Raw genomic sequence first — 22391 nt, forward strand, 5'->3', positions numbered from 1 at the left:
TGGGGGGAAGGACCGGGTGGGGGCGGCGGTACCGAATGAGCGACACACGTTAGGCGCACCTAATCGATGCTTGCAAGTTCAACTTCTAGCCACGGTCCGGGTTGCGTCCGAGGTTCCGCCCGGCCTTCCGCCTGCGGTTCCGTCCGGGGCTCTGCCTGGGGTTCCGCCCCGGGTTCGAGCTCCCTGACCGCCGTGCACAGGGCGGCTCTCGCCACCGCGTCCGCATCCGAAAGTGTGACCGAATCCACCCCTGGGCGGGCGCCCGCCGCGGTGACCCAGTGCACGCCCTCCGTGGGCACCCCGAAGGCCAACCTCCTTGCGTGCGGCCGTCCTTGACGGTCTATCAGGTTATATGGACGCGGGGTCACGTCCAGGCCTCCGGTCACATAGCCGTCCACCGTGTGGGGACGGCACTGCCCGGTCTTCAGCAGCCGCGCCAGCAGGCCGTCGGCGGTGCGTCGCACATCCGGTTCCGGAAGCCGCGCCTCGACGAGGGTCGTCACCCGGACGGCCGATCCCGGCACCTCCGGCGCGTGTGCCCGCCAGGCCCCGTCCTCCTCCCGCACCTCCAGCCGGGGTCCGAGAACCTCCACCACCCCCGCCTCCACCAGGGCGGCCAGTTCCTCGACGCGGCGCCGCGGCGGGCCGATGGACAGGAACGCGTTGAGCGGGGTGTACCAGCGGTCCAGGTGGTCCCGGCGGGAGGCGCCGGTCAGACCGGCGTGGTCGACGATCAGCCGCAGTTCGTTGCGCAGGTCGCGCAGGACGTCCAGGGCCGCTTTCACGGGACCGTCCACATTGCCCCGGGCGGCCTCCTCCGCGTCCCTGCGCAGATGGCCGAGCAGCCAGTCCCGCCACTGTCCCGGATGCGCGAACCGCCGTCCCGTGTACGGCCGGGAGATCCGGTCCCAGCTCCAGCGGTCGGCCCGCGGTATCCCGAACCCGTCGAGCAGCACGGCCTCCCGGGCGTCGCGGTGCGGGACGGACGAGAACTCCCGCACGAAACTCTCCGCGGAGCCCGGCCGCGCCGGCTCCCGCAGCAGGGCCGCGTAGTAGACCGTCTCCACCTCCTTCGCCACCAACGGCCATATCTCGGCCAGGAAGTCGGGCGCCTCACCGGAGTCCGCGCGCTTGCGGAAACCCGCGATCACCTCCGGGGTCAGCACGAGCGGGCGATGACGGCCGTACGGCCCCTTCGCGTTGTCGCCACGGGCCTGGTACGGGATGCCGCGCCGGGAACCCGCGTACAGCCGCGGCTCATGACCGGAGGGCAGATAGCGCAGGGCCGCCCGCCCGGTGCCGACACCGGTACCGGTCTCGGCACCGGAGTGGGCGTGGGCGTGGACGAAGCGGCCGCCCCGGCCGGTGGTCAGCAGTGCCAGGTGGTCGAAGAAGTTCAGGCCGAGGCCGCGCAGCAGCACCGGTTCGCCGGGGGCGAGCGCGGCGAGGTCGACGTCGGCCGGGTTGGCGGGCGGGACGTGCCGCAGTCCGTGCTGTCGGGCGTAGGCGGTGTGGCGTCGCTGGGCGGTGTCGGCGACCACCGGCAGATGCCCCTGGGCGAGGACGACGGCGGACAGGCCGAGCAGGATCCGGCCGTCGTCCAGGGTGAGGACCTGGCGGCCGTCGGCGGCGTCGTCGAGCCGGACCGCGCGGGCCGCGTGCGTCTCGACGCGCACCGACGGCGGGGCCTGGCGCACGGTCCGGGCGAACACCCACTCCAGATAGCGGCCGTAGTGCGCGCGGGTCGGGTACTCGTCCGGGCCCAGCTCGCCGGCCGCCCACGCGTGCAGACTCGGACCCGGACGGATCGGTCCCGCGCAGTCCACGCTGTCGTCGGTGAACAGGGTCACCTGCGAGGCCACGGTGTTCATCAGCAGCTCCCGCGACTGCGCGGTGCGCCATACGCGACCCGGTCCCGGCGGGGCGGGATCGACGACGTGGACGGTCAGTCGCGCCCCGGGCGGAAGAAGGTCCGGCGCGGAGGCGCAGAGGCGTTCCAGGACGCTGGTGCCGCGCGGCCCGGCGCCGACGAGGGCGACGGAAACGGTGACCACCGGTGTCGCGTTCGCGTCCGGTGCGGGCTCTCCGACGCCGGCTTGGGCTGCGTTCACTGAGGGCAAGAGGGTGACTCCCGGGCGTGTGGGGCGCGATGGAGCGGACCGTCCACGGGACCGCGGTGGAAGCGGACGGTCCGCATCATCATGCCGTCGGCCGTCACGGAAGCCAACGCGGGCCCCGGGTACCCCGGTTGTCCCGCCTCAGGGAGTCCTCGGGGAGCCCTCAGGGGTGTTCTCAGGGGGTCAGGTCGGACTCCTGCACCGTCGTCAGCGATCCGTCACCGCGGGCCTGCTCCAGCCGCAGCCGGGCCGAACGCCCGCGCAGGGTGAGGAACATGAGCTGGTTGCCGAACCAGGGCCCGCCCTTCTTGCGCCAGCCGACGGGCGGCCGGGGACGGCGGCCGTGCCGACGCAGGCGGCGGCCGAGCGCCCGGGCCACGGCGCTCCAGCCGAAGCGGAAACCCACCCGGATCGACGCGGGGACGGAGTTGTGCACCGGGGAGCAGGTGAGCTGGAGCACCCGCGCGTCGGGGCCGCCGCCCTCGTGCCAGTACGGCTCCGCCACGTACGCGTGGTGCACGTCCCCGGAGAGCACGAGCACACTCGCCGGCGCCCCTGCCCCCACCCCCGTCTCGGCGATCAGCTCCGCCAGCGCGGCGAAGGACTCGGGGAAGGCCGCCCAGTGCTCCAGATCCGCCCCGCGTCGCACCTTCTCCCCGATGCGGGCCCAGCGCGCCCCGCGTTCGCCCCGGCACAGCGCCGCGTCCCACTCCTCGGCGTCGTGCACCAGGTGCGGCAGCAGCCAGGGCAGCGAGGTGCCGATCAGGAGGTGGTCGTAGGAGCCTGGACCGTCGAGGGTCTGTTCGCGCAGCCAGGTCCACTCGCCCGGGTGGAGCATCGAGCGCCCGTCCTCGTCGAGGACCCGCGCCGCCCGGCTGTCGACCATCAGCAGCCGCACGCGCCCGAAGTCACGCCGGTAGCTCCACCGCACGGACGCCGGGTCCGCGTCGGCACGGCAGGCGAAGGCACGCAGTGCGTCGGTGCCGTCGGGGGCCTCGCGTACGGCGGCGTAGAGCGGGTCGGTGGCCAGCTCGGCCGGGGAGAGGTTCCCGAGGTGCTGGTGCACCCAGTACGACATCAGGCCGCTCAGCAGCCGCTCACGCCACCAGGGGGTGGCCCGCATGTCGGCCAGCCAGGAGGCGGAGGTGTTCCAGTCGTCGATGACGTCATGGTCGTCGAAGACCATGCAGCTGGGCACGGTGGACAGCAGCCAGCGCACCTCGGGGTCGAGCCAGGACTCGTAGTAGAGCCAGGTGTACTCCTCGAAGTCCGCGACCTCGGCACCCGGCGCGTCGGTGAGGCCGCGGCGGGCGGCGATCCGCTCCCGGGTCGCGTCGGAGACCTCGTCGGCGTAGACCTGGTCGCCCAGCAGCAGCAGCACGTCGGGCCGTGGCGCCGCCGGATCGGCGGCGATACGCGCCGCCAGGCTGTCGAGGGCGTCGGGTCCCACGGGGTCGTGCCCGCCGGCCGGGGGCGCCGCCCAGCGGCAGGAGCCGAACGCCACCCGGACCTCGTCGCCGTCATCGCCGGCGCCGACCGCGGCGGGGGCGCGGATCTCCGAGGGCGGGAAGGGGGAGTCGGGCAGCGGCCACACACGGGTGCCGTCGAGGAGGACCTCGTACCCCGTGGCCGTGCCCGCCGTCAGGCCCGTCACCTCGACGAGGGCGTAGTGGTGGCCCGCCACCTGGAAGGTGTGGGCGGTGCCGCCCGCACCGTCCGCGCAGCGCACCTCGGTGGCGCACGGGCGGCTCGCCTCGACCCATACGGTCGCCGTCGAGCCGTCGGCATATCTCAGCACTGGTCCCAGCCGCAGTTCGGCCACGCGATCGCCCTCCTCCGTCGCCCCGTACGGTACGGAACGACGGAGGAGAGTGGGGAGATCCCTGCGGTCACGAGTCGATCAGCAGCTCGACAGGTAGCTGGTGAGCGCGCTCTTCTCGGCGGAGTCCACCGACAGGCCGTAGTAGTACTTCACCTGGACCCACGCGCGGACGTAGGTGCAGCGGTACGAGGTGACCGACGGCATCCACTCGGCCGGGTCCTGGTCGCCCTTGGACTGGTTCACGTTGTCCGTGACGGCGATGAGCTGCGGGCGGGTCAGGTCGTTGGCGAAGGCCTGGCGCTGGGCGGTGGTCCAGTTGCGGGCGCCGGAGTCCCAGGCCTCGGCGAGCGGGACCATGTGGTCGATGTCGACGTCGGCGGCGGCGGTCCAGGTGGCGCCGTCGTAGGGGGAGAACCAACTGCCGCTGGTGGCGGCGCAGGCGGAGCTGGTGACGACGTTCGTACCGTCGCGCTTGAGGACCGTCTCCCGGGTGTTGCAGGTGCCGGAGATGGTGATCCAGTGCGGGAAGAGGTCACGGCTGTAGCCGGTGCGGACCTCGGTCGCCACGGTGAGCGAGGCGAGGTAGGTGCGGGCGGTCGCGGCGCTGACCGGGGTGGGCAGAGCGGCGGAGGCGGTCGGGGAGTTGAGCAGCCCGACCGAGGCTATGAGGCCGGTGAGGGCGGCGAGTATGCTCAGCCGTCCACGCGCGTAGAACTTCGACATGCGAACTCCATGGGGGAGGCGGGGTGTTGGAGCGCGAGCGAGGGAATGCTCGCGGCCGCACATTGCGGGGAGATGTGCGCCCGGTGAGAAGTTAGTGACGTGGGCATGACACGACAAGGTTTATGGCAGAACGATCTCGTACAATGGGGAACGCAGAAGGGGAGTAGCTCTTCGCCGGACCGTCGACATACTGCTCAGCTCGTCTGAGCCGGCGCCCGGAGGCAGGCCCGTCACAGGGTCGGCCGGCGAGACCTTCGGCAAGCAGTGCACATCCGTGCCCCACGGCAGGGATGACATGTGTGCTGCCGTGCCGAGGTGTCTTTTTCTCCTGAAGCGTCAGGACTCTCGGTGGGGCGGCCCCCGACCGATTGAGGAACCTTGATCAGCATCACCGTGACGGCGCTCGTCTTCGGCGTCGTCTTCCTGGCCGAGCTGCCGGACAAGACCGCGCTCGCCGGCCTCGTCCTCGGCACCCGCTACCGCGCCTCGTACGTCTTCGCCGGGGTCGCCGCCGCCTTCGCGCTGCATGTCGCGCTGGCCGTCGCGGCGGGCAGCGTGCTGACCCTGCTCCCGCAGCAGCTCGTGCACGCGCTGACCGGTGTCCTGTTCCTGGGCGGCGCGGCGGTGCTGCTGCTGAAGAAGGACGAGGGTGAGGAGGAGATCCGGCGGCCGGAGAACCAGTCCTTCTGGAAGGTCGCGGGCGCGGGCTTCATGCTGATCCTCGTCGCCGAGTTCGGTGATCTCACCCAGATCATGACGGCGAACCTCGCCGCCCGTTACGACGACCCCCTCTCCGTCGGGCTGGGTGCGGTGCTGGCGCTGTGGGCGGTGGCCGGGCTCGGCATCGTCGGCGGAAAGGCGCTGATGAAGCGGGTGCCGCTGAAGCTGATCACGCAGATCGCGGCGCTGCTGATGCTGGCGCTCGGGGTGTGGAGCCTGTGGGAGGCGATCGCCGGCTGAGGCCGGGGCCGAGCTGAACGGCGGGTGAACGCTCCCCGGCGCCTCGCGGCCGGGGTGGCGGTGGACCCGCATTGTTTTGTACCGTAGAGAAACAAAGTGGCTCCCGCTCGTTTTCCCTGACCGGCGGGCGGGGCCGCCTTGTTCTCTTCCTACCTGGAGCTGCTGATGCCGGTCCTGACCGCCCGCGCCCTCCTGCTCGACATGGACGGCACCCTCGTGAACTCCGACGCCGTCGTCGAACGGGTCTGGCGGCGCTGGGCAGACGCGCACGGGCTCGACGGGGACGACGTCATGGAGGTCGTCCACGGCCGCCAGGGGTACGCCTCGATGGCCGTGCTGCTGCCCAGCCGGCCGGTGCACCTGAACCACGCGGACAACGCGCGGATGCTGGCGGAGGAGACCGCCGACATGGACGGCGTCGTGCCGGTGCCCGGCGCGCCGGAGTTCCTCACCTCCCTGCGGGGTGTCCCGCACGCGCTGGTCACCTCGGCGGACGTGCCGCTGTCGACGGCCCGGATGGCCGCGGCCGGCCTGGCGCTCCCGGACGTGCGCGTCACCGCGGAGTCGGTGGGCGCGAGCAAGCCGGACCCCGAGGGCTTCCTCAAGGGCGCGGCCGAGCTGGGGATCGCCCCGGCCGACTGCGTGGTGTTCGAGGACTCCGGCGCGGGCATCGCGGCCGGCCGGGCCGCCGGGATGCGGGTCGTGGGAGTGGGACCGCGGGCCGCCGCGCACGGACCCGACGTGGTGGTCCGCGATCTGCGGCAGGTGCGGGTGGAAACGGATGAGTCCGGGGTGCGGATCCACGTGGCGTGAGGCGGGGGCTACGGCTCTGTCGTCTCCGACTCCAGGCGGGTGCGGGTCTGTGCTCCGTAGGTGCCCAGGCCGTCCTCGGTCGTGCCGCGGGACCACTGGTAGTTGCGCAGGGCGTCCTCGACCTCGCCGGTGAACGTGCCGTCGGCCTCGCCGTTGTAGAGGAAAAGCTGGCGCAGCCGTAGCTGGAGTTCGGTCACCTCGGCGCCCTTGTCGCCGCGCCGCAGGACGACCGCCTCGCCGGAGTCGTCCTCGTTGTCCGCCCCGTTGCCGGGCGCCAGGGAGCCGGTCACACGGGCGGTCGGCGTGACCTGCCCGGCGTCGGCCGACGGCGACGCCGAGGGCGAGGCACTCGACTCCGACGCGGAGGGCGACGGACTCTCGCTCTCGGAGGGTGACGGCGAGGCCTCGGAGGCCGAAGGTGACGCGGAGCGACTCGGCGAGGCCGACGCCGAGGCGGCGCTGGTCGACGCGTCCGGCACGGCGGCCCGTACGTCCTCGGGGGCGGCCCCGTCCCGCGTCGGCTTCTCGTAGGTGAACAGCCCGGAGGCGAATCCGGCCGCCGCCACCACGGCCACGACGGCCGCGGTCGTCGCGATCAGCAGCGTGCGGCGGCGGCGCGGGCGGTGCGGTTCCTCGTCGTCGGGGTGCACCGCGCCGACGTCCGCCGCCTCGAACAGGCTGAGGTCGGTCGTGCTGGGCTCGGAGGCGGACGAGGCCAGGGGAGTGGGCAGCGCCGCCGTCATGTCCGGCGCCGGGCCGGCGGGGCGCACTGTGCGCAGGGGCATCGTCGCGTCGGCCGGAACGCCGGGAACGCCGGGAGCACCGGGAATCCCAGGGGCGCCGGGGACGGTCGGGAGCGGCATGGTCACGTCGGCCGCGCCGGCGGAGCCACCCCCGGCCTCGCCCCCGAACCCGCCCGCCGGTCCGCCCCCGCTCTCGGTTCCCAGCTCGACGTAGGGCCGTATCCGCAACGGATCGAAGTCCTCCGCGGCGGCCGCCTCCGACGTGCGCGTGTCGCGCTGGGCCTCGGAGGCGCGCTGGGCGCAGGCGCAGGACGGGGTGTTGTCGAGCGCGCGGAGCGCTCCGCACTCCGGGCACGGCAGCCCCTGCTGCCCCGAGTGCCCCTGGTGCCCCGTCGGATCGATCACGTGTTCGTCCCTCCCCATTCAAACTCCAGAGACTATGCAGATCCTTCACATGCCCCGCCGCCCGCGACCCCCGGAATGTCGTATTCCGTCAGAGCGCAAGGCGACTACAAGAGGCCATAACGGGTCACACCGATCACGATGGAGGGGGTCACCAGAGCCTCGGGAGGCATCCATGGTCTTGGACGCGCACAGCAGGGCGGCGGATCCGCGTGCGGAACACGTGTCCGGAAACGTTCTCGTCTCCATCGGCGCCCTCCTGCTCGGCATGCTGCTCGCCGCCCTGGACCAGACGATCGTGTCCACCGCCCTGCCCACGATCGTCAGCGAGCTCGGTGGTATGGAGCACCTGTCGTGGGTGGTCACCGCATACCTGCTGGCGTCGACGGCCGCGACCCCGCTGTGGGGCAAACTCGGTGACCAGTACGGGCGCAAGAGGCTGTTCCAGACCGCGATCGTCATCTTCCTGATCGGTTCGGCGCTGTGCGGAATGGCGCAAAACATGCCACAGCTGATCGCCTTCCGCGCGCTCCAGGGCCTGGGCGGCGGCGGCCTGATGGTGCTGTCGATGGCGATCGTCGGCGACCTCGTCCCGCCGCGCGACCGCGGCCGCTACCAGGGCCTGTTCGGCGCGGTGTTCGGCGCCACGAGCGTCCTCGGCCCGCTGCTCGGCGGCGTGTTCACCGAGCATCTGAGCTGGCGCTGGGTGTTCTACGTCAACCTGCCCGTCGGCGTCGTCGCGCTCGCCGTCATCGCGGCCGTCCTGCGCATCCCGCGCAAGTCGGCGAAGCACGTCATCGACTACCTCGGCACCTTCCTCATCGCCGCGGTCGCCACCTGCCTGGTCCTGGTGGCCTCGCTGGGCGGCACCACCTGGGACTGGGCCTCGCCGCAGATCGTCGGCCTGGCGGTGCTGGGCGTGCTGCTGGCCGTGGCGTTCGTGGCCGTGGAACGGCGGGCGGCCGAACCGGTGCTCCCCCTGAAACTGTTCCGCATCCGCACCTTCACCCTCTCCGCGGTGATCAGCTTCATCGTCGGCTTCGCGATGTTCGGCGCGATGACGTACCTGCCGACCTTCCTCCAGGTGGTGCAGGGCGTCTCACCGACCCTGTCCGGCGTGCACATGCTGCCGATGGTGGCGGGCCTGCTGCTGGCGTCCACCGCCTCCGGGCAGATCGTCAGCCGCACCGGCCGCTGGAAGGTGTTCCCGGTCGCCGGCACCGGCGTCACCACGCTCGGCCTGCTCCTCCTGCACCGGCTCGACGAGCACAGCTCCACGGGTGCGATGAGCGCCTGCTTCTTCGTCTTCGGTCTCGGCCTCGGCCTGGTCATGCAGGTGCTGGTGCTGATCGTGCAGAACGCCGTCGGGTACGAGGACCTCGGAGTCGCCACCTCCGGCGCGACCTTCTTCCGCTCGATCGGCGCCTCCTTCGGCGTCGCGATCTTCGGCACGATCTTCTCGGGCCGCCTCGGCGACAAGCTCACGGATGCCTTCGAGGGGGTGCAACTCCCGTCCGGGGTCTCGGTGGACGGACTCGAGTCCGATCCGCGCGGCATCGCGGAGCTGCCGTCGACCCTGCGACCGCAGGCCCTGGACGCGTACGCGTCCGCCATCACCGACGTCTTCCTGTACGCCGCCCCCGTCGCCCTCGTCGGCTTCGTCCTGGCGTGGTTCCTCAAGGAGGACCCGCTGCGCGGCTCGGTCACCGCGCCCGACGTGACCGAGACCCTCGCCAGCAACCCGGTGGAACGGTCCTCGTACGACGAGGTGTGCCGGGCGCTGTCCGTCCTCGGCACCCGTGAGGGCCGCCGCGAGATCTACCGGAAGATCACCGCCCTGGCCGGCCAGGACCTCCATCCGGCGTCGAGCTGGCTGCTGCTGCGGATCAAGCGGTACGGCAGCGTCGAGCCGAGCGTTCTCTCCGAGAACAGCACCGTCCCGCTGCCGGTGATCATCGAGGCCGTCCGTCAGATCGAGGGGCGCGGGCTCGCCGTACGCGAGGGACTCGACATGCTGCTGACCGCCGAGGGTCGCGAGGTCGCCGACCGGCTCGCCGAGGTCCGCGAGGAGTCGCTGGCCGAGCTGCTCGGCGACTGGTGGGGCCCGGACCGGCCCACCGACCTGGTCCAGCTCGTCAAGGAGCTGAACAGCGAGCTGTGCGGCTCGGACCGCGAACAGCCGCACGGCGGCCGGGTGGTGCCCGACCACCGGCTCAGCTGAGGGCGTGGCCGAGCGGCTTGCCGAACCAGTGCTCGGCGTACGGGTCCGCGTTGTGCGGCGCGGTCTCCGCGTAACCCAGCCGGGCGTACAGGGCACGGGCCTCGACGAGGTCGCCGCGGGTGTCGAGGATCATCCGGGTGGCGCCGAGCGCGCGGGCGGCGTCCTCCGCGCCCCGGACGAGAAGCGCGGCGCCGCCCCGGCCGCGCAGCTCCGCCCGGACGAACACCCGGGTGAGCTCGGCGGTGTCGGCGTCCCGCAGCCGTACGCCCGCGGTGCCGGCCGGTTCACCGCCGTACCGTCCGACGAGCAACCGTCCGCCGGGCGGGGCGAGTTCGGCACCGGTGTGGGCGGCGATCTCCCGCTCCAGCTCCACCGGGTCGGTCCTGCGCCCCTCGTGCAGCAGGTAGTAGCGGTCGCTGACCTCGGTGTAGTACGCCCGCCAGAGGGCGCGGGCGACCGGGGCGTCGAAGGGTTCGGCGGTGAGGGTCCAGGTCGGCGACGTCGTCATGCGGACATTGTCCGAAGACGGCCCGGCCGCCCCGCAACCGAATATGCGTCGGCACCCTCGTCCCGGTAAGTGCGCAGGCCGTTTGGGAGAGGCAGTCCGGGCAACCCGATGCGTGAACCGGCCCGTGGGGCCGACACATCGGAAGGCAAGGCATGTCCACAGGAGTGATCATCGCTCTGATCGTGATCGTGGCGGCCATCGTCGCCGTCGCGGCCGTTCTGGCCGTGCGGGCCCGCGGCTCGCACGGCGGACACGGTCTGAAGCGTCGCTTCGGGCCCGAGTACGACCGTGCCGTGGCCCGGCACGACGGGGACGTCAAGGCCGCCGAGCGCGAGCTCGACGCCCTCGTGGAGCGGCACGGCGGGCTGCGCGAGCGCCCGCTGGAGCCCGCGGAGCGGGAGAGGTTCGAGGCCCGCTGGACGGCCGCGCAGGAGCGGTTCGTCGACTCGCCCCAGGAGGCGGTCACCGAGGCCGACCGTCTGCTCGCCGAAGTGGCCGGCGCCCGGGGTTTCCCGGACGGCGACCAGTACGAGGAGCAGCTCGCCGCGCTCTCCGTCCACCACGCGCACCATGTCCAGGGCTACCGACGCGTCCACCGGGTCGCCCGCGTAGGCGTCAACGGCGTCGGCACGCACGACGCGAGCGCGACCGGTACGTCCGGCGCAGCCGGCACGGAGGACATGCGCGCCGCCATGGTCGACGCGCGCGCCCTCTTCGACGACCTGGTCGGTGGGGCCTCCCACGACGCGGGCCGTCGTCGCACGCAGGAGCGCGTGAGCCAGAACGGCTCCCGCTCCGGCCACCATCTGCCGCGAGGCTTCCACCGTCACCAGGCGAAGGAGGGCTGACCGCCATGCCGGACCTGACACCGAACAAGACGCCGAACCCGACGCCGGACACCACGCGGGACACGACACGGGACACGGGTGCGAGCCCGGACGCGATTCCGGAGGTGATTCCGGGCGGGACCGCGGAGAACCGCCGGCCGGCGGGCGACCGAGCCCGCGCGGCGAAGCCCGGCGACACCGCACGGGCCGCCGACACGCCGCGGTCCGGCGAAGCCGCACGCACCGGCGAACCCGCACGCGGCGCCGACACCGTACGCACCGGCGAACCCGCCCGCACCGGCGAGGCTGCCTCGCCGCGTGAGGCCGCTCTGCCGGGGGAGGCCGTCCTGCCGGGGGAGAGGGGACGGACGTCGGCGGAGCCGCGTGGTACGACAGCCGTGGGCGAGCCGACGCCGCTCGGCACCGGCACCGGCATCGAGACCGGCGCGGGCGGACCGGCACGCGGCCGGGCGGCCGGCGCCGGCCGGGACGCGGGCCCGCTCAGCGCCTCCGGCGAAGGGGCGCAGCCCCGGCACCGGGACGCGGGCGCGGTGGACACCGTCACGGGCCGCGAGCCGACGGCAGCCGCCGCCGAGCACCGCGGGCACGGCGCGTCCCTCCTGCCGGACGACGAGTGCGACCGGATCGCCTCCCGCATGCGGGACGCGGTCGTCGGGTTCGTCGACGGCCCGCGCGACGCCGTCGCCGAGGCCGACCAGGTGCTGGAGGAACTCGCCGCGCAGTTCACGGACGCCGTGGACCGCCGACGCCGCACCCTGCGCGGGTCCTGGCAGTCGGGGTCGGAGGGCGGCAAGGACCGCTCCGCGACGGCCGCCGCGACGGCCACCGACACCGAGCAGCTCCGGCTGGCCCTGCGGGACTACCGCGAACTGACCGAGCGGCTGCTACACCTCTGAGCCCTCGGCCCCTTCGGCCCTCGCGGCCGACCCACCTGCCGCCGCCCGGCGCTCCCGCCACTCCCGTACGACCGCTTCGACGTCGTACGGCTTCATGCCCAGCGGGGGGCCGGGCGGCGGCTTGAACATCATGTCGCGCACTTTGACGTTGACGTCCGTGATGATCTTCCGGACGAGGCGTTCCGAAGGCGCCGCGTAAGCCGCCGCGAGCGCGTCCTCCGCCTCCTTGCGCAGGGCGAGCGTCGGTGGCAGGACGGAGAGGCCCTCACGGGCCATCTTGCGCTTGATCCACCAGAGTTCGTCGTAGGTGATGTCTTCACCCGCAGGCAACGGCTTTCCCGCTCCCGCCAGTTGGGCGAACTCGCCGCGCTGCTCCGCGTCACGGATCTGCTTGTCGACCCAGGACTCGAACGGGACACCCGGTGGCTTTCGCTCGGTCATGCGTCCATTGTGCCGGACGCGGTGGGGCCGGGCGATTTATCATGCGGCCGCTGTACAAGCACACTTAGGACCCAGCACGCCGACAGGCATGTCAAAGACATTTCAAGGGGAGCGCACGTGCTCGAACTCACCATGGCCACCGTCTCCGGGACGGAAGAGGGCGCCACGGCCGGCATGCTGATGGCCGATTCGCCCAGCGACCCGGGTGCCGTGCTCCGGGTGGGCCGGGACAAGTCCGTGTGCCGCCTCGCGACCCCCGACGACTGGCTGTTCGTCTCCCGGGTGCACCTGGAGTTCCTGTGCGGTCCCGAGGGCACCTGGCAGGTCTCGTGGCTGCGCGGGTCGCAGGACGAGCCGTCCTCCGAGGTGCGGCTGGTGAGCGGCCAGTACGCCCAGCCGCTCGCCTACGGCGGGACCATGCCGCTGACGCGCGGCGGCTCCGGCGAGATCATCGTCCTCGACCGCACCGGGCCGCGCAGCGTCAACGTGGGCTTCTATCACGAGGCGTGACAATTTCGAGGGGAGGGGAGGGGCGGTGCCGCCGGGGCCCGTCCGCCCCGGTAGGAGCTAGGCCAGCACGCGCGCCAGCGCGAAGCCGTCGTAGCCCTTCGCCCCCACGGTCTGGACGGCCGTGCCGCTCAGCCTCGGGTGCGAGCCGATCAGCTCGATCGCGGCGCGGGTGCCGATCACGTCTCCCGCGTCGCTGCCCGCGTCCACGACCCGCCCGCCCCGTACGACGTTGTCGACGACGATCAGGCTGCCCACGCTCGTGAGCTTCAGCGCCCACTCCAGGTAGTGGGCGTTGTTGACCTTGTCGGCGTCGATGAAGACGAGGTCGAACGGCGGCGGGTTCTCGTCGGCCAGCAGCGGCAGCGACTCCAGGGCCGGCCCGACCCGCACCTCGACCAGTTTGTCCAGGCCCGCGCGGGCGATGTTGCGGGTGGCGACCTCCGCGTGCCGGGGGCTGTACTCCAGCGAGATCAGCCGGCCGTCGGCGGGGAGGGCGCGGGCGAGCCAGATCGTGCTGTAGCCGCCGAGCGTGCCGATCTCCAGGACGGTCCGGGCCCCCTGGATCTCGGCGAGCAGCTGGAGCAGCTTGCCCTGGTTGGCCGTGACGTTGACGGGCGGCAGCTCGGCGGCCTCGCTGTCGCGCAGCGCGGCCGCCGTCACCTCGTCGTCCGGGGCGAGATGGTCGGTGAAGTAGGCGTCGACGGCGTCCCAGGCCTGCGACTCGCTCATGCGCTCTGCCTCTCGTGTACCTGACATATCCGGCGGTATGTCTCGTCAGGAATGCTAAGTCGAGCCCCACGGATCCCCGGCCGGGGCTTTCAGCCGTTCGGCGCAGGGGGTGCGGCGGGAGGCGCGAAAGATGCGGAGGGCGCCGCACGTGGCGCGGGGGGCGTGCTGGGTGTGGGTGGGGGCGGAGTGGGGCGTGCGGAAGGCACGGGGGGCGTCCGGGGTGCCTGGGGTGGCGCGGGCGGCTCCGGCGGAACGGCAGCGGGAGCGGGGGGACGGACGGGAGGGGCGACAGGGGCGGGAGGGGCAGCCGGGACGGGAGGAGCAGCGGGGACGGGCGGCCGCGCGGGTCGAGGGGGCCGAGGGGGAGTGCGGCGCAGGGACGGCGGTCCCGGGGGCACCGGGGGCCCGGTGGGCGGGGCGGGCGCCGAGGACGCACCAGGAGGTGCGGACGACGCCGTGGGCCCGGCGGCAGCCGCCCCCGGTACCGCTGTCGAGCCCGGCACGGCCGCCGGCCCCGGCCCGGGCCGGTACGCAGGCCCCGGCACCGGCCCAGGCCTCCGTGCCGCCGGGCCCGGCACCGGCGTCGTCCCGGGTTCGGTGGTGGGTGTCGGGTGGAGGCCCGAGGCGTGGCGGGGGCGGGGCAGGGTCGCCCGGCGGGCCCGGCCCCAGCGGACCCCCAGCACGACCGCGACGGTGTTCAGGACGGCAAGTCCGCCGACGACCGTCAGCAGCCACACCGGGATCCCGGCCAGCGCGAGCAGCCGGTCCTCGTAGATCACCTGCCGGTACGCGGCGTCCGTCGCCGCCCGGCGCAGCTCGTGGTCCCCGGAGATCTCCGAGGGCCGCGGGAACTCCTGGGCGACGGCCGTCAGGAACGGTGTGCCCTTCGCCAGCGCGGCCAGCGGCCCCGTCGCCTTGTCGAGCGGCCCGGCGAACGTCACCCGGGGCCGTTCGCCGCCGATCCGCGAGGCCGGTTCCATGCGGTGCGCGGCGAGGACGTACAGGCCGAGCGACTGCGGGGTGGCCGCCAGCCGGGACAGCCGCATCGGGTAGACGAGGGTGTCGGCGGCGAAGGTGAGGTGCAGTGGCTCGAGCTCGCCGCGCAGCGCGGTCCCGCTGCTCTCGGGGGTCAGCCGGACGGCCACGTACTCCCAGCGCCGGTCGACGTACGGCTGGAGCGCGGTCTCGAGGCGGCCCGGGAGGGTGAAGTCGTTGGCGCGCAGCCACTCGTCGAGGTCCCCCGGATCGGTGGCGGTCAGCCGGGCCACGTCGAACGGGCCGAGCCGCTCGCGTCCGATCACGCCGACGCCTGGCCCCGCCCTGGGCGGCGGCGGGCCCGCCGCGTCACCGCCCGTGGTCAGCGGCCAGTCGCCGTCCTGCGGCCAGAAGTGATGACGGGTGCGGTGCACGGGGGCGGTGGCCGCGGCCAGCTGGTCGAACAGCTCCGGTGCGCCGAGCTCGACCGTCGCCCGGTGCGGCACGGGCATGATCCAGGCGGCCCGCTCGGCGTCCCCGTCGACCGTCAAGCGCATCACGATCTGTTCCTGCGCGCCGTCCCAGCGCACGACGGAGACCTCCCGGCCGACCACGACCTGCCGCTGGTCGCCCGGGAGCAGCGCACCGCAGCCGCAGGCGTAGGCCGGCGCGACGAGCGAACCGAGCTGGATCGCCAGCAGAGCCAGCAGCACGGTCGTGATCCGCCCGCGTAACCGTTTCCGCCACGCCAGCCGTCCCCGCGGGAAACCGCCCATGCCTCGTATCCCCTCCAGCACTCTCCGTACCCGCCAGCGCGCAATGCGGTGGCAACGACGGTACGGCTGAAGCCCCTGTTCCGTTCGCGGCCCCAGCCAATTCCCGCCCCCTGACGGCCCGCTGACGGTCCCGTACCCGACCCGTGTCCGGACCCGCGTCCCCTGCCGTATCGCGTCTCGCATCCCGGCCCGTGGAAACCGCGGGGCCCCGGGACCACTATCGTCTTCCGGACAAAAGGAGAGCGGACGTCAGGTGAAGTGGGGATGGCCTGCGTCCCTGTCAGGGGCGATGCGAGCCTCATAGGGTGCGATAGGACACTTCGTGCACGGGACGCGTGGGACGGACGGGGCGGGAGGCCGACGAGGCGTGGCGAATGCGGAGCACAGCGGGCGGCCGGCGGAGGCCTTAGGGTCGACGGCAGCCGACACGGCGAGGGCACGTCTGCGCGCGGCCCGCCTCGGCCTCTGGCTGCTCGCGGCGGTCCTCGCCGTACGCCAGGTGGCCGTCGTCCTCGGCACCCCGCGCGGAGAACGGCTGACGGACCTGGAGACCTGGGTCGGACCCGACGGCGTGCTGCACGTCAACGGCTCGCTCTACGACTCCACACGCTTCACGGGAACCCCGTTCGGCGGGCTCGTCCTCAAGCCCCTCACCCGGGCGGCCGAACAGGCCCTGGGCTGGGGCTGGACCTTCGGCACCCTGCTGCTGGTCGCCGCCCTCGGCCTGGTCGTGGCCCGTGCGCTGCCCCAGCCGGTCACCAGACGGACGGCCCTGCTGGCCGCGCCCGTCACGATCAGCCTGCTGATGCTGTCGCTGCCGGTGCGCAACACCCTCTGGCTCGGCCAGACCAGCATCATCCCGGTGCTGCTGGTCCTGCTCGGCTGCTTCGTCGTACGGGACTGGCGGGCGGCCGGCGTCCTGATCGGTCTGGCGGCGGCCCTGCAGCCCACGGTCCTGCTCTTCGCCGCACTGCTGTGGTTCACCGGCCGCCGCCGCGCCGCGGCCGCCACCGGCGCCTCGTTCGCCGCGGTCACCGCGCTCGCCTGGGCGGCGATGCCGCACGACTCGTACACCTACTGGGTGCACCACATGGCGGGCGTCGGACTCGGCGGCGAGGCCGACGCGCTCGCCAACCAGTCGCTGCACGGCGCCCTGCTCCGCCTCGGCCTCTCCGGCCCGCTGGAGATCGGCTTGTTCCTGTCGCTCGGCGCGGCCGTCGCCGCGCTGGGCGTCCGCCGGGCTGTCCGCTACGCCGGTGACGGCCAGCTGCTGCTGGCGGTGGCCCTCACGGGCTGCGCGGCGATCGTCGTCTCACCCACGACCTGGCAGCACCAGCTGCTGTGGGTGCTGCCGGCGGCGGTCGGCCGGGTCGGCAAGCGCGCCTCCGACCGCTATGTGTGGCCGGTGGCGGTGATCCTGGTGATGACCCTCCCGGCGAAGATGATGCTGCCGAACATGGCGGCCCTGTACCCCCTGCGCGACAACGCGGTGCTGCTGGCGGCCGTCGCGGCGGCCACGGTCGTCCCGTTCCTGCCGCGTACGTCCCCGTACTACCGCGCGCCGGTCCCCACGCAGTACGCGCAGCCGGTCCCCACGCGCTGGAAGCGCGTACCGCTGCTGCCCTTCCTGAAGCGGGTGCTGACCCGCCCGAACCTCCTCCTGGAGCTGCTGCTGATCCGCGTGACGTACGCGGCGTACCAGCAGGTCCGGCTGGGTGCGACCGGCGGCACCAACACCGGCGGACGGGCCCGTGCGGAGGCCCACGGCCGCCAGATCCTCGACATCGAGCGGTTCCTGCACATCGACATCGAGCACTGGGCCAACCACGCGGTGGTGAAGGTCGGGTGGCTGCGGGACTTCTTCGACTTCTATTACGAGTCCTTCCACTTCGTGGTGCCCCTGTCGGTCCTCGCGCTCCTGTACTGGCGCCGCCCGGTCGACTACCGCTGGGCCCGCGCCTCCCTGGGCTTCGCGACCCTGCTGGCCCTGGTCGGCTTCTGGCTCTACCCGCTGGCCCCGCCCCGCCTGATGCCGAACCTGGGCGTCATCGACACGGTCCACGGCGTCCAGGACTTCTCCAAGCCGGACTACGGGACGCTGACGGCGCTGACGAACCAGTACGCGGCGATGCCGTCCCTGCACTTCGGCTGGTCCCTGTGGTGCGGGCTGGTCATCGCGATCGTCGCCCCGAAGTGGTGGATGAAGGCGCTGGGCCTGCTGCATCCCTTCTTCACGGTGTCGGCGATCGTCGCGACCGGCAACCACTGGGTGCTGGACGCGGTCGGCGGCGCGCTGGTGGTGGGCGGCGGCTTCGGCCTGTCGTACCTGTTCATGGGGCCGCGGGCGCGGCTCGCCACGGCGACGGCGGCGGCGAGGGCCGTCGAGCCCGCGGTGCCCGAGGTGTCCGAGAGGGACCCGGCACGGAGATGATCCCGCTTCGGGCCCGGGCCCGACCGGAGCGGTGGGACAATCAGCGGGTGGACACGGGGGGGATCATGACGGATCGCGACTGGAACGACGACAGCGATTACCGCGACGCGGTCCGGAAGGCCGAACGCGCGGAACGGGCCGGGTGGACGGCGATCGCCGGCGCGACAGGCGTGATCGGCCTCGTGCTGATCGTCCTGGCCGTCGTCTGCGTGCTCGCGGTCATCGCGGGCCTCTACGTCGTGATGGCCGTCAACCGCTGAAGGCCATTCCCTTTCCTCTTTCTTTCATCCTTCCTTCTTCTCGCGCCCTGCGCGGACATTGATCCGTCGACAGCGCGTTTCTCAAGAGGCAGTTGACCGGCTTTGGTGCGTGAAGTGGTCATTGCGCACAGCGATAGTTCCTTGACCCTGGGTGAGAGAGGGGTTTGAATTCGCTTACTTTTTCGAGATCTTCTGACTCTGGGGGGCGGAGTTCAGTGCTTTCGGCACGGGGCGGTTCAGGCGCGTTCGGACGTCGTAGACACGGCAGACGCAGGGGGACGGGAGCGACGACGGCCGCGTTGGCCGTGTTGCTGGGGATGCTGGCGTTACCCGCGCAGGAGGCTGTGGCGGCTTCCCCGGAGGCGGACTCCGCGCCTTCGACCGAGGGCCAGCAGGCGCTGGCCGAGGCGGAGGAGTCCGGTCAGCGGGTGGAGGTGGCGGGGGAGCGGACGGACCGGACCACGGTCTACGCCAATCCCGACGGGTTCACCTTCACGCTGGAGCAGTCGGCGGTTCCGATACGCGTGGCCAAGGCGGGCGGTGGCTGGCAGGCACCGGACGCGACGCTGGAAAAACGCTCCGATGGTTCGGTGGGGCCGAAAGCCGCTGCCGTGTCGATCGCGTTCTCGGCGGGGGGTGACAAAGCGCCGCTGGCGCGGATCGAGGATCAGGGCAATTCGCTGGAACTGGAGTGGCCGGGCAAGCTTCCGGCCCCGCGGTTGGACGGCCCGAGCGCCGTATACGCGGAGGTACTGCCGGGTGTCGACCTGCAAGTGACGGCGACGCCGGAGAGTTTCCAGCCGGTGTTCGTGGTGAAGACGCCCGAGGCGGCGGCGAACGAGGAGTTGAAGAAGCTCACCTTCGGACTGAAGGCTCAGGGGCTGGACGTTCGCGAGGGTGCGGCGGGTAATCTCGCGGCCGTCGACGGCAGTGGTCGCACGGTGTTCAAGGCACCGCCGGCGCGGATGTGGGACTCGGCCGGCGAGACCGCCCTGACGTCACAGACGCCATCAGCGGCCGAGACGCCGAAGGCACGGGAGACGCCGAAGGCTGACGGGACGCCAGAGACCGCTGTGACGCCGGAGGCCCCGAAGGTCCCGGAGACGCCGGAGACGCCGGAGACGCCGGAGACGTCAGAGACCGCCGGGGCTCAGCCGCAGTTGCTGCGGGCGCAGGTGCTCGGCGAGGAGCCGGTGGAGTCGTCCGACCCTGCCGAGGTGGCGCCGTCGGGTTCGGGTCTGGAGCCCGGTCAGGGTGACAAGGTCGCGAGGATGGACGTCGCGGTCACCAAGGACTCGCTGTCCGTCGTCCCGGACACGGAGATGCTCACCACGTCCGACGCCTCGGCCTTTCCGCTCTTCATCGACCCGACGGTGACCTGGGGTGAGTCGGAGCGCACCTTGCTGCGCAGTGACGGCTACGAGTCGTACGGCTGGAGCAACGGCGACGACGACCAGGGCAAGGGTGCCGGCAAGTGCGGTACCTGGAACGGCTATTACTGCGGTCCGGGGTATGTGCAGAAGCTGTACTTCGAGTTCTCCCCGGCGAGTCTGAAGGGCAAGAAGGTCCTGGACGCGACGTTCCGGGTGACGGAGCCGTGGGCGTTCCAGTGTGATCCGCGCTGGGTGGACCTGGTCCGTACGAACAACATCTCCTCCGCGACGACGTGGTCCTCTCGGCCGGCGGAGCTGGACCTGATGGTGGACCGGAACGTCTCGGCCGGGCGTGGCTCGTTGTGCGACCCGGACGCGCCGGACGCGCCGATCGAGTTCAACGACAACCCGGACGAGACGAACGAGAACCTCACCTCGACGGTGTCGAACTTCGCGGCGGGCAAGTTCTCCCGGCTGACGCTGGAGATCAAGGCGCACGACGAGTCGGACACCGCCGCGTGGAAGCGGTTCAAGAACGACGCGGTGCTCGCCGTGAACTTCGTCGGCCTGCCCGACAAGCCGAGCGCGGTCGGCATCGTCACCGGCTCCGGCACGGTCTGCGAGACCGCCGAGAACGACCCGGCGATCGTCTCCGACCCCACCCCGACGCTGGCCGCGACCGCGCAGACCAAGTCCGGCGGTGAGAAGGACGCCCAGCTGCGGATCGCCTACGACCTCGACAGCAAGAGCGGCAGCACCTGGCTGGACACCACGCCGGGCAACGGCGACGCACGCCCCTCGACCGGCTACGTCGGGGACAACACGAAGGTGACGCTGACCTGGTCCACCCTCACGGACGGCACGCTCTACCGGTACCGGAGCTGGGTACGGTCGTACTACAACGGCGGCGCCAGCAATCTGCCCGGCCCGTCGAACGCCACCACCACCGGCTGGTGCTACTTCAAGGTGGACTCCAGCGCGCCCAAGGCCCCCGGCATCACCGTCGGCAGCCCCTACACGGCGTGCACGACCAACGACTGCACCGCTCACGGCGGGCCCGCGGTGAAGGGCACCTTCAAGTTCGGGCCCGCGACCGGCGACACCAACGTCGCCTACCAGTACAAGCTCTCCTCGACGGCCGCGTGGTCGCCGGACCAGACCGGAGCTTCGGTGTCGGTCGGCATCACGCCCACGAAGGCCGGCACGTACCGCTTGTACGTGCGGGCCAAGGACAACGTGGCCCGCTACGGTGCGCAGTCCGTCGTCGACTTCGTGGTCGCCGACGGTGAGAAGCCGGTCGGCCAGTGGCAGTTCGGCGAGGCCGACGGAACGGCCGTGGACTCCGCGACGTGGGACGGCGCGGACAACGCGACCCCGAGCGGTGGCGCGGTCCGCGACGACCGCGGTAGGCGCGGTCTGATCACGCGTGACGCAGCCGGTGTTCCGCTGGCCACGCCGGTGACGGACAAGGGGCTGGCCCTCGACGGCAGCACCGGCTACGCGGCCACGGCCGGCACGGTGCTGGACACGACGGGGTCGTACACGGTCGCCGCCTGGGTACGGGTCGACCCCGCCTCCACGAAGACCGTCACGGTCCTCAGCCAGTCCGCGGCGACGACGAGCCCGTTCACCAAGAAGTACAGCCCGTTCATCATCTCCTACGGCGGCAAGTGGAGCATGCGCGTGCTGGGCACGGACGGTGCCTTCCACGAGGCGGCGGCACCGAACGCGTCGCCCAAGGGGGTGTGGACGTATGTGGCCGGTGTTCATGACGCCGTTGCCAAGAAGGTCCACCTCTATGTGAACGGCAGGCTTCAGGCCTCGGTCGACGCGGGGACCGCCTGGCACGCGGACGGCGCGTTCCAGATCGGCCGCCTGCTGTACGCGGACACCTACGTGGACTACTTCAAGGGCAGCATCGACGAACCCACGGCGTGGCAGCGGGCCCTGTCCGCGGAGGAGATCGCGGACGACGCGCGGACGCTGACGTCGCAGGCGTACGCCGGTGTGGAACTGGTCGCCGACTGGTCCGCCGACCGGGGCGCCGACAGCACCGTCGCCGACACCACCTCGGGCTACGGCCGGTCGTTGACCCTCGGTGGCGGTGCCTCGCTGAACGGCGAGTCGATCGTGCTGGACGGAGTGGACGACGCGGCCACGACGGCGGGTCCGGTGGTGGACGACACAGGGTCGTTCACGGTCACGACCCTGGCGTCCCTGGATGCCACCGCGCTCGCCGCCAAGAGCGTCGGCTACACCGGCCAGGTGGTGGGACAGCGGACGGCCGACGGTTCGGCCTGGGGTTTCTGGTACGAGCTGACGGACAAGCAGACCGTGCTGGACGAGGAGACCCTGGAGGAGAAGACCGTCCCGGTGGGCTTCTGGCGCTTCGGCCGGCTCAACGCCAACGGCACGTTCAGCGCGGTGGCGTCCGACGAGGCCGCGATGGTGGACGGCACGGTCAGGATGACCGGTGTCTTCAACGCCCAGGACGGCACGATCGGCCTCTACCTGGGAGCCGTCCAGAACGGCGACGACGAGGCGTTCACGGCCAAGACCGGTTCCGGCGACTTCGCGGTAGGCAAGGACTTCGCCGGCAACGCCTGGGGGCACTACCTGCCCGGACGCGTCGCGGACGTTCGCCTGTGGGCGGGCGCGATGGCCGGATCCGAGCAGATCGAAGAGACCGTAGGCGACTGACGAGGAGGGGCAGGGGCGGCTCGCTCGGCGGGCTGCCCCTGCCCCGACTTTTCGGTGCCTCTCCGCACCTCTCCGCACCTCTCCGACCTCTCCGACCTCTCTGAACCCTCTCTGAACCTTCTCTGAACTCTTTCGACAGGACC

The 22391-nt window shown here is 72.2% G+C and carries 17 protein-coding genes; 9 read left to right on the top strand and 8 right to left on the bottom strand.

Annotated elements, in window-relative coordinates:
- Window positions 1–59: 59 nt before the first annotated feature.
- From OHU34_RS29410 to OHU34_RS29420, 3 genes are all read right to left on the bottom strand, one after another.
- A complete protein-coding gene (locus OHU34_RS29410) occupies window positions 60–2111 on the bottom strand; it encodes an FAD/NAD(P)-binding protein (RefSeq protein ID WP_372481759.1) in 2052 nt (683 codons plus the stop codon).
- Between the two features lie 181 nt (window positions 2112–2292).
- Window positions 2293–3939 carry an alkaline phosphatase D family protein gene (locus OHU34_RS29415; protein ID WP_142264029.1) on the bottom strand — a complete coding sequence of 549 codons (1647 nt, stop codon included), beginning with the start codon at window positions 3937–3939 and terminating at the stop codon, window positions 2293–2295.
- A 78-nt stretch (window positions 3940–4017) separates the two neighbouring features.
- Window positions 4018–4662: an HNH endonuclease family protein gene (locus OHU34_RS29420; protein WP_142264028.1), complete on the bottom strand. Its 645-nt coding sequence runs from the start codon at window positions 4660–4662 to the stop codon at window positions 4018–4020.
- A 378-nt stretch (window positions 4663–5040) separates the two neighbouring features.
- Between OHU34_RS29420 and OHU34_RS29425 the strand changes: the two genes are divergently transcribed.
- Both OHU34_RS29425 and OHU34_RS29430 read left to right on the top strand, forming a co-directional pair.
- Window positions 5041–5622 carry a TMEM165/GDT1 family protein gene (locus OHU34_RS29425; protein ID WP_142264027.1) on the top strand — a complete coding sequence of 194 codons (582 nt, stop codon included), beginning with the start codon at window positions 5041–5043 and terminating at the stop codon, window positions 5620–5622.
- Between the two features lie 165 nt (window positions 5623–5787).
- Window positions 5788–6435, top strand: a complete 648-nt coding sequence (locus OHU34_RS29430; RefSeq protein ID WP_230195972.1) for an HAD-IA family hydrolase — start codon at window positions 5788–5790, stop codon at window positions 6433–6435.
- A gap of 8 nt (window positions 6436–6443) precedes the next feature.
- On the opposite strand, the gene OHU34_RS29435 is transcribed toward OHU34_RS29430, so the two are convergent.
- Window positions 6444–7583, bottom strand: a complete 1140-nt coding sequence (locus OHU34_RS29435; RefSeq protein WP_405769075.1) for a peptidoglycan-binding protein — start codon at window positions 7581–7583, stop codon at window positions 6444–6446.
- A 172-nt stretch (window positions 7584–7755) separates the two neighbouring features.
- Between OHU34_RS29435 and OHU34_RS29440 the strand changes: the two genes are divergently transcribed.
- Window positions 7756–9801 carry an MFS transporter gene (locus OHU34_RS29440; protein ID WP_142264025.1) on the top strand — a complete coding sequence of 682 codons (2046 nt, stop codon included), beginning with the start codon at window positions 7756–7758 and terminating at the stop codon, window positions 9799–9801.
- Here the strand turns inward: OHU34_RS29440 and OHU34_RS29445 are convergent.
- Window positions 9794–10309 (bottom strand): GNAT family N-acetyltransferase, encoded by a 516-nt coding sequence (locus tag OHU34_RS29445; protein WP_142264024.1) that lies wholly within the window; start codon window positions 10307–10309, stop codon window positions 9794–9796. The two genes, OHU34_RS29440 and OHU34_RS29445, sit on opposite strands and share 8 nt — an antisense overlap.
- A gap of 152 nt (window positions 10310–10461) precedes the next feature.
- On the opposite strand from OHU34_RS29445, the gene OHU34_RS29450 reads away from it, so the two are divergent.
- Window positions 10462–11157: a hypothetical protein gene (locus tag OHU34_RS29450; protein ID WP_142264023.1), complete on the top strand. Its 696-nt coding sequence runs from the start codon at window positions 10462–10464 to the stop codon at window positions 11155–11157.
- Between the two features lie 5 nt (window positions 11158–11162).
- Window positions 11163–12053, top strand: a complete 891-nt coding sequence (locus OHU34_RS29455; RefSeq protein ID WP_235034483.1) for a hypothetical protein — start codon at window positions 11163–11165, stop codon at window positions 12051–12053.
- Here the strand turns inward: OHU34_RS29455 and OHU34_RS29460 are convergent.
- Entirely contained in the window at window positions 12042–12494 is a 453-nt protein-coding gene (locus OHU34_RS29460) for a DUF1992 domain-containing protein (protein WP_142264022.1), read from the bottom strand. The genes OHU34_RS29455 and OHU34_RS29460 overlap by 12 nt on opposite strands.
- 117 nt (window positions 12495–12611) lie before the next feature.
- Here OHU34_RS29460 and OHU34_RS29465 point away from each other — a divergent pair, with 117 nt between their 5' ends.
- Complete coding sequence (locus OHU34_RS29465) at window positions 12612–13004, top strand: hypothetical protein (protein WP_142264021.1); 393 nt, start codon at window positions 12612–12614, stop codon at window positions 13002–13004.
- Window positions 13005–13061: 57 nt separating this feature from the next.
- On the opposite strand, the gene OHU34_RS29470 is transcribed toward OHU34_RS29465, so the two are convergent.
- Together OHU34_RS29470 and OHU34_RS29475 are read right to left on the bottom strand one after the other, a co-directional pair.
- A complete protein-coding gene (locus OHU34_RS29470; protein WP_142264020.1) occupies window positions 13062–13733 on the bottom strand; it encodes an O-methyltransferase in 672 nt (223 codons plus the stop codon).
- A gap of 89 nt (window positions 13734–13822) precedes the next feature.
- Window positions 13823–15484, bottom strand: a complete 1662-nt coding sequence (locus OHU34_RS29475; protein WP_142264019.1) for a DUF2330 domain-containing protein — start codon at window positions 15482–15484, stop codon at window positions 13823–13825.
- 367 nt (window positions 15485–15851) lie between these two features.
- Between OHU34_RS29475 and OHU34_RS29480 the strand changes: the two genes are divergently transcribed.
- The 3 genes from OHU34_RS29480 (at window position 15852) to OHU34_RS29490 (ending at window position 22248) form a co-directional block, all read left to right on the top strand.
- Entirely contained in the window at window positions 15852–17915 is a 2064-nt protein-coding gene (locus tag OHU34_RS29480; RefSeq protein WP_142264018.1) for a phosphatase PAP2 family protein, read from the top strand.
- A 65-nt stretch (window positions 17916–17980) separates the two neighbouring features.
- On the top strand, window positions 17981–18175 hold the full coding sequence (locus OHU34_RS29485; protein ID WP_142264017.1) for a hypothetical protein: 195 nt from the start codon (window positions 17981–17983) through the stop codon (window positions 18173–18175).
- A gap of 317 nt (window positions 18176–18492) precedes the next feature.
- Window positions 18493–22248 (top strand): LamG domain-containing protein, encoded by a 3756-nt coding sequence (locus OHU34_RS29490; protein ID WP_405769081.1) that lies wholly within the window; start codon window positions 18493–18495, stop codon window positions 22246–22248.
- Window positions 22249–22391: the final 143 nt, after the last annotated feature.

The organism is Streptomyces sp. NBC_00080, assembly GCF_045041255.1.
Taxonomy (GTDB): domain Bacteria; phylum Actinomycetota; class Actinomycetes; order Streptomycetales; family Streptomycetaceae; genus Streptomyces; species Streptomyces coriariae.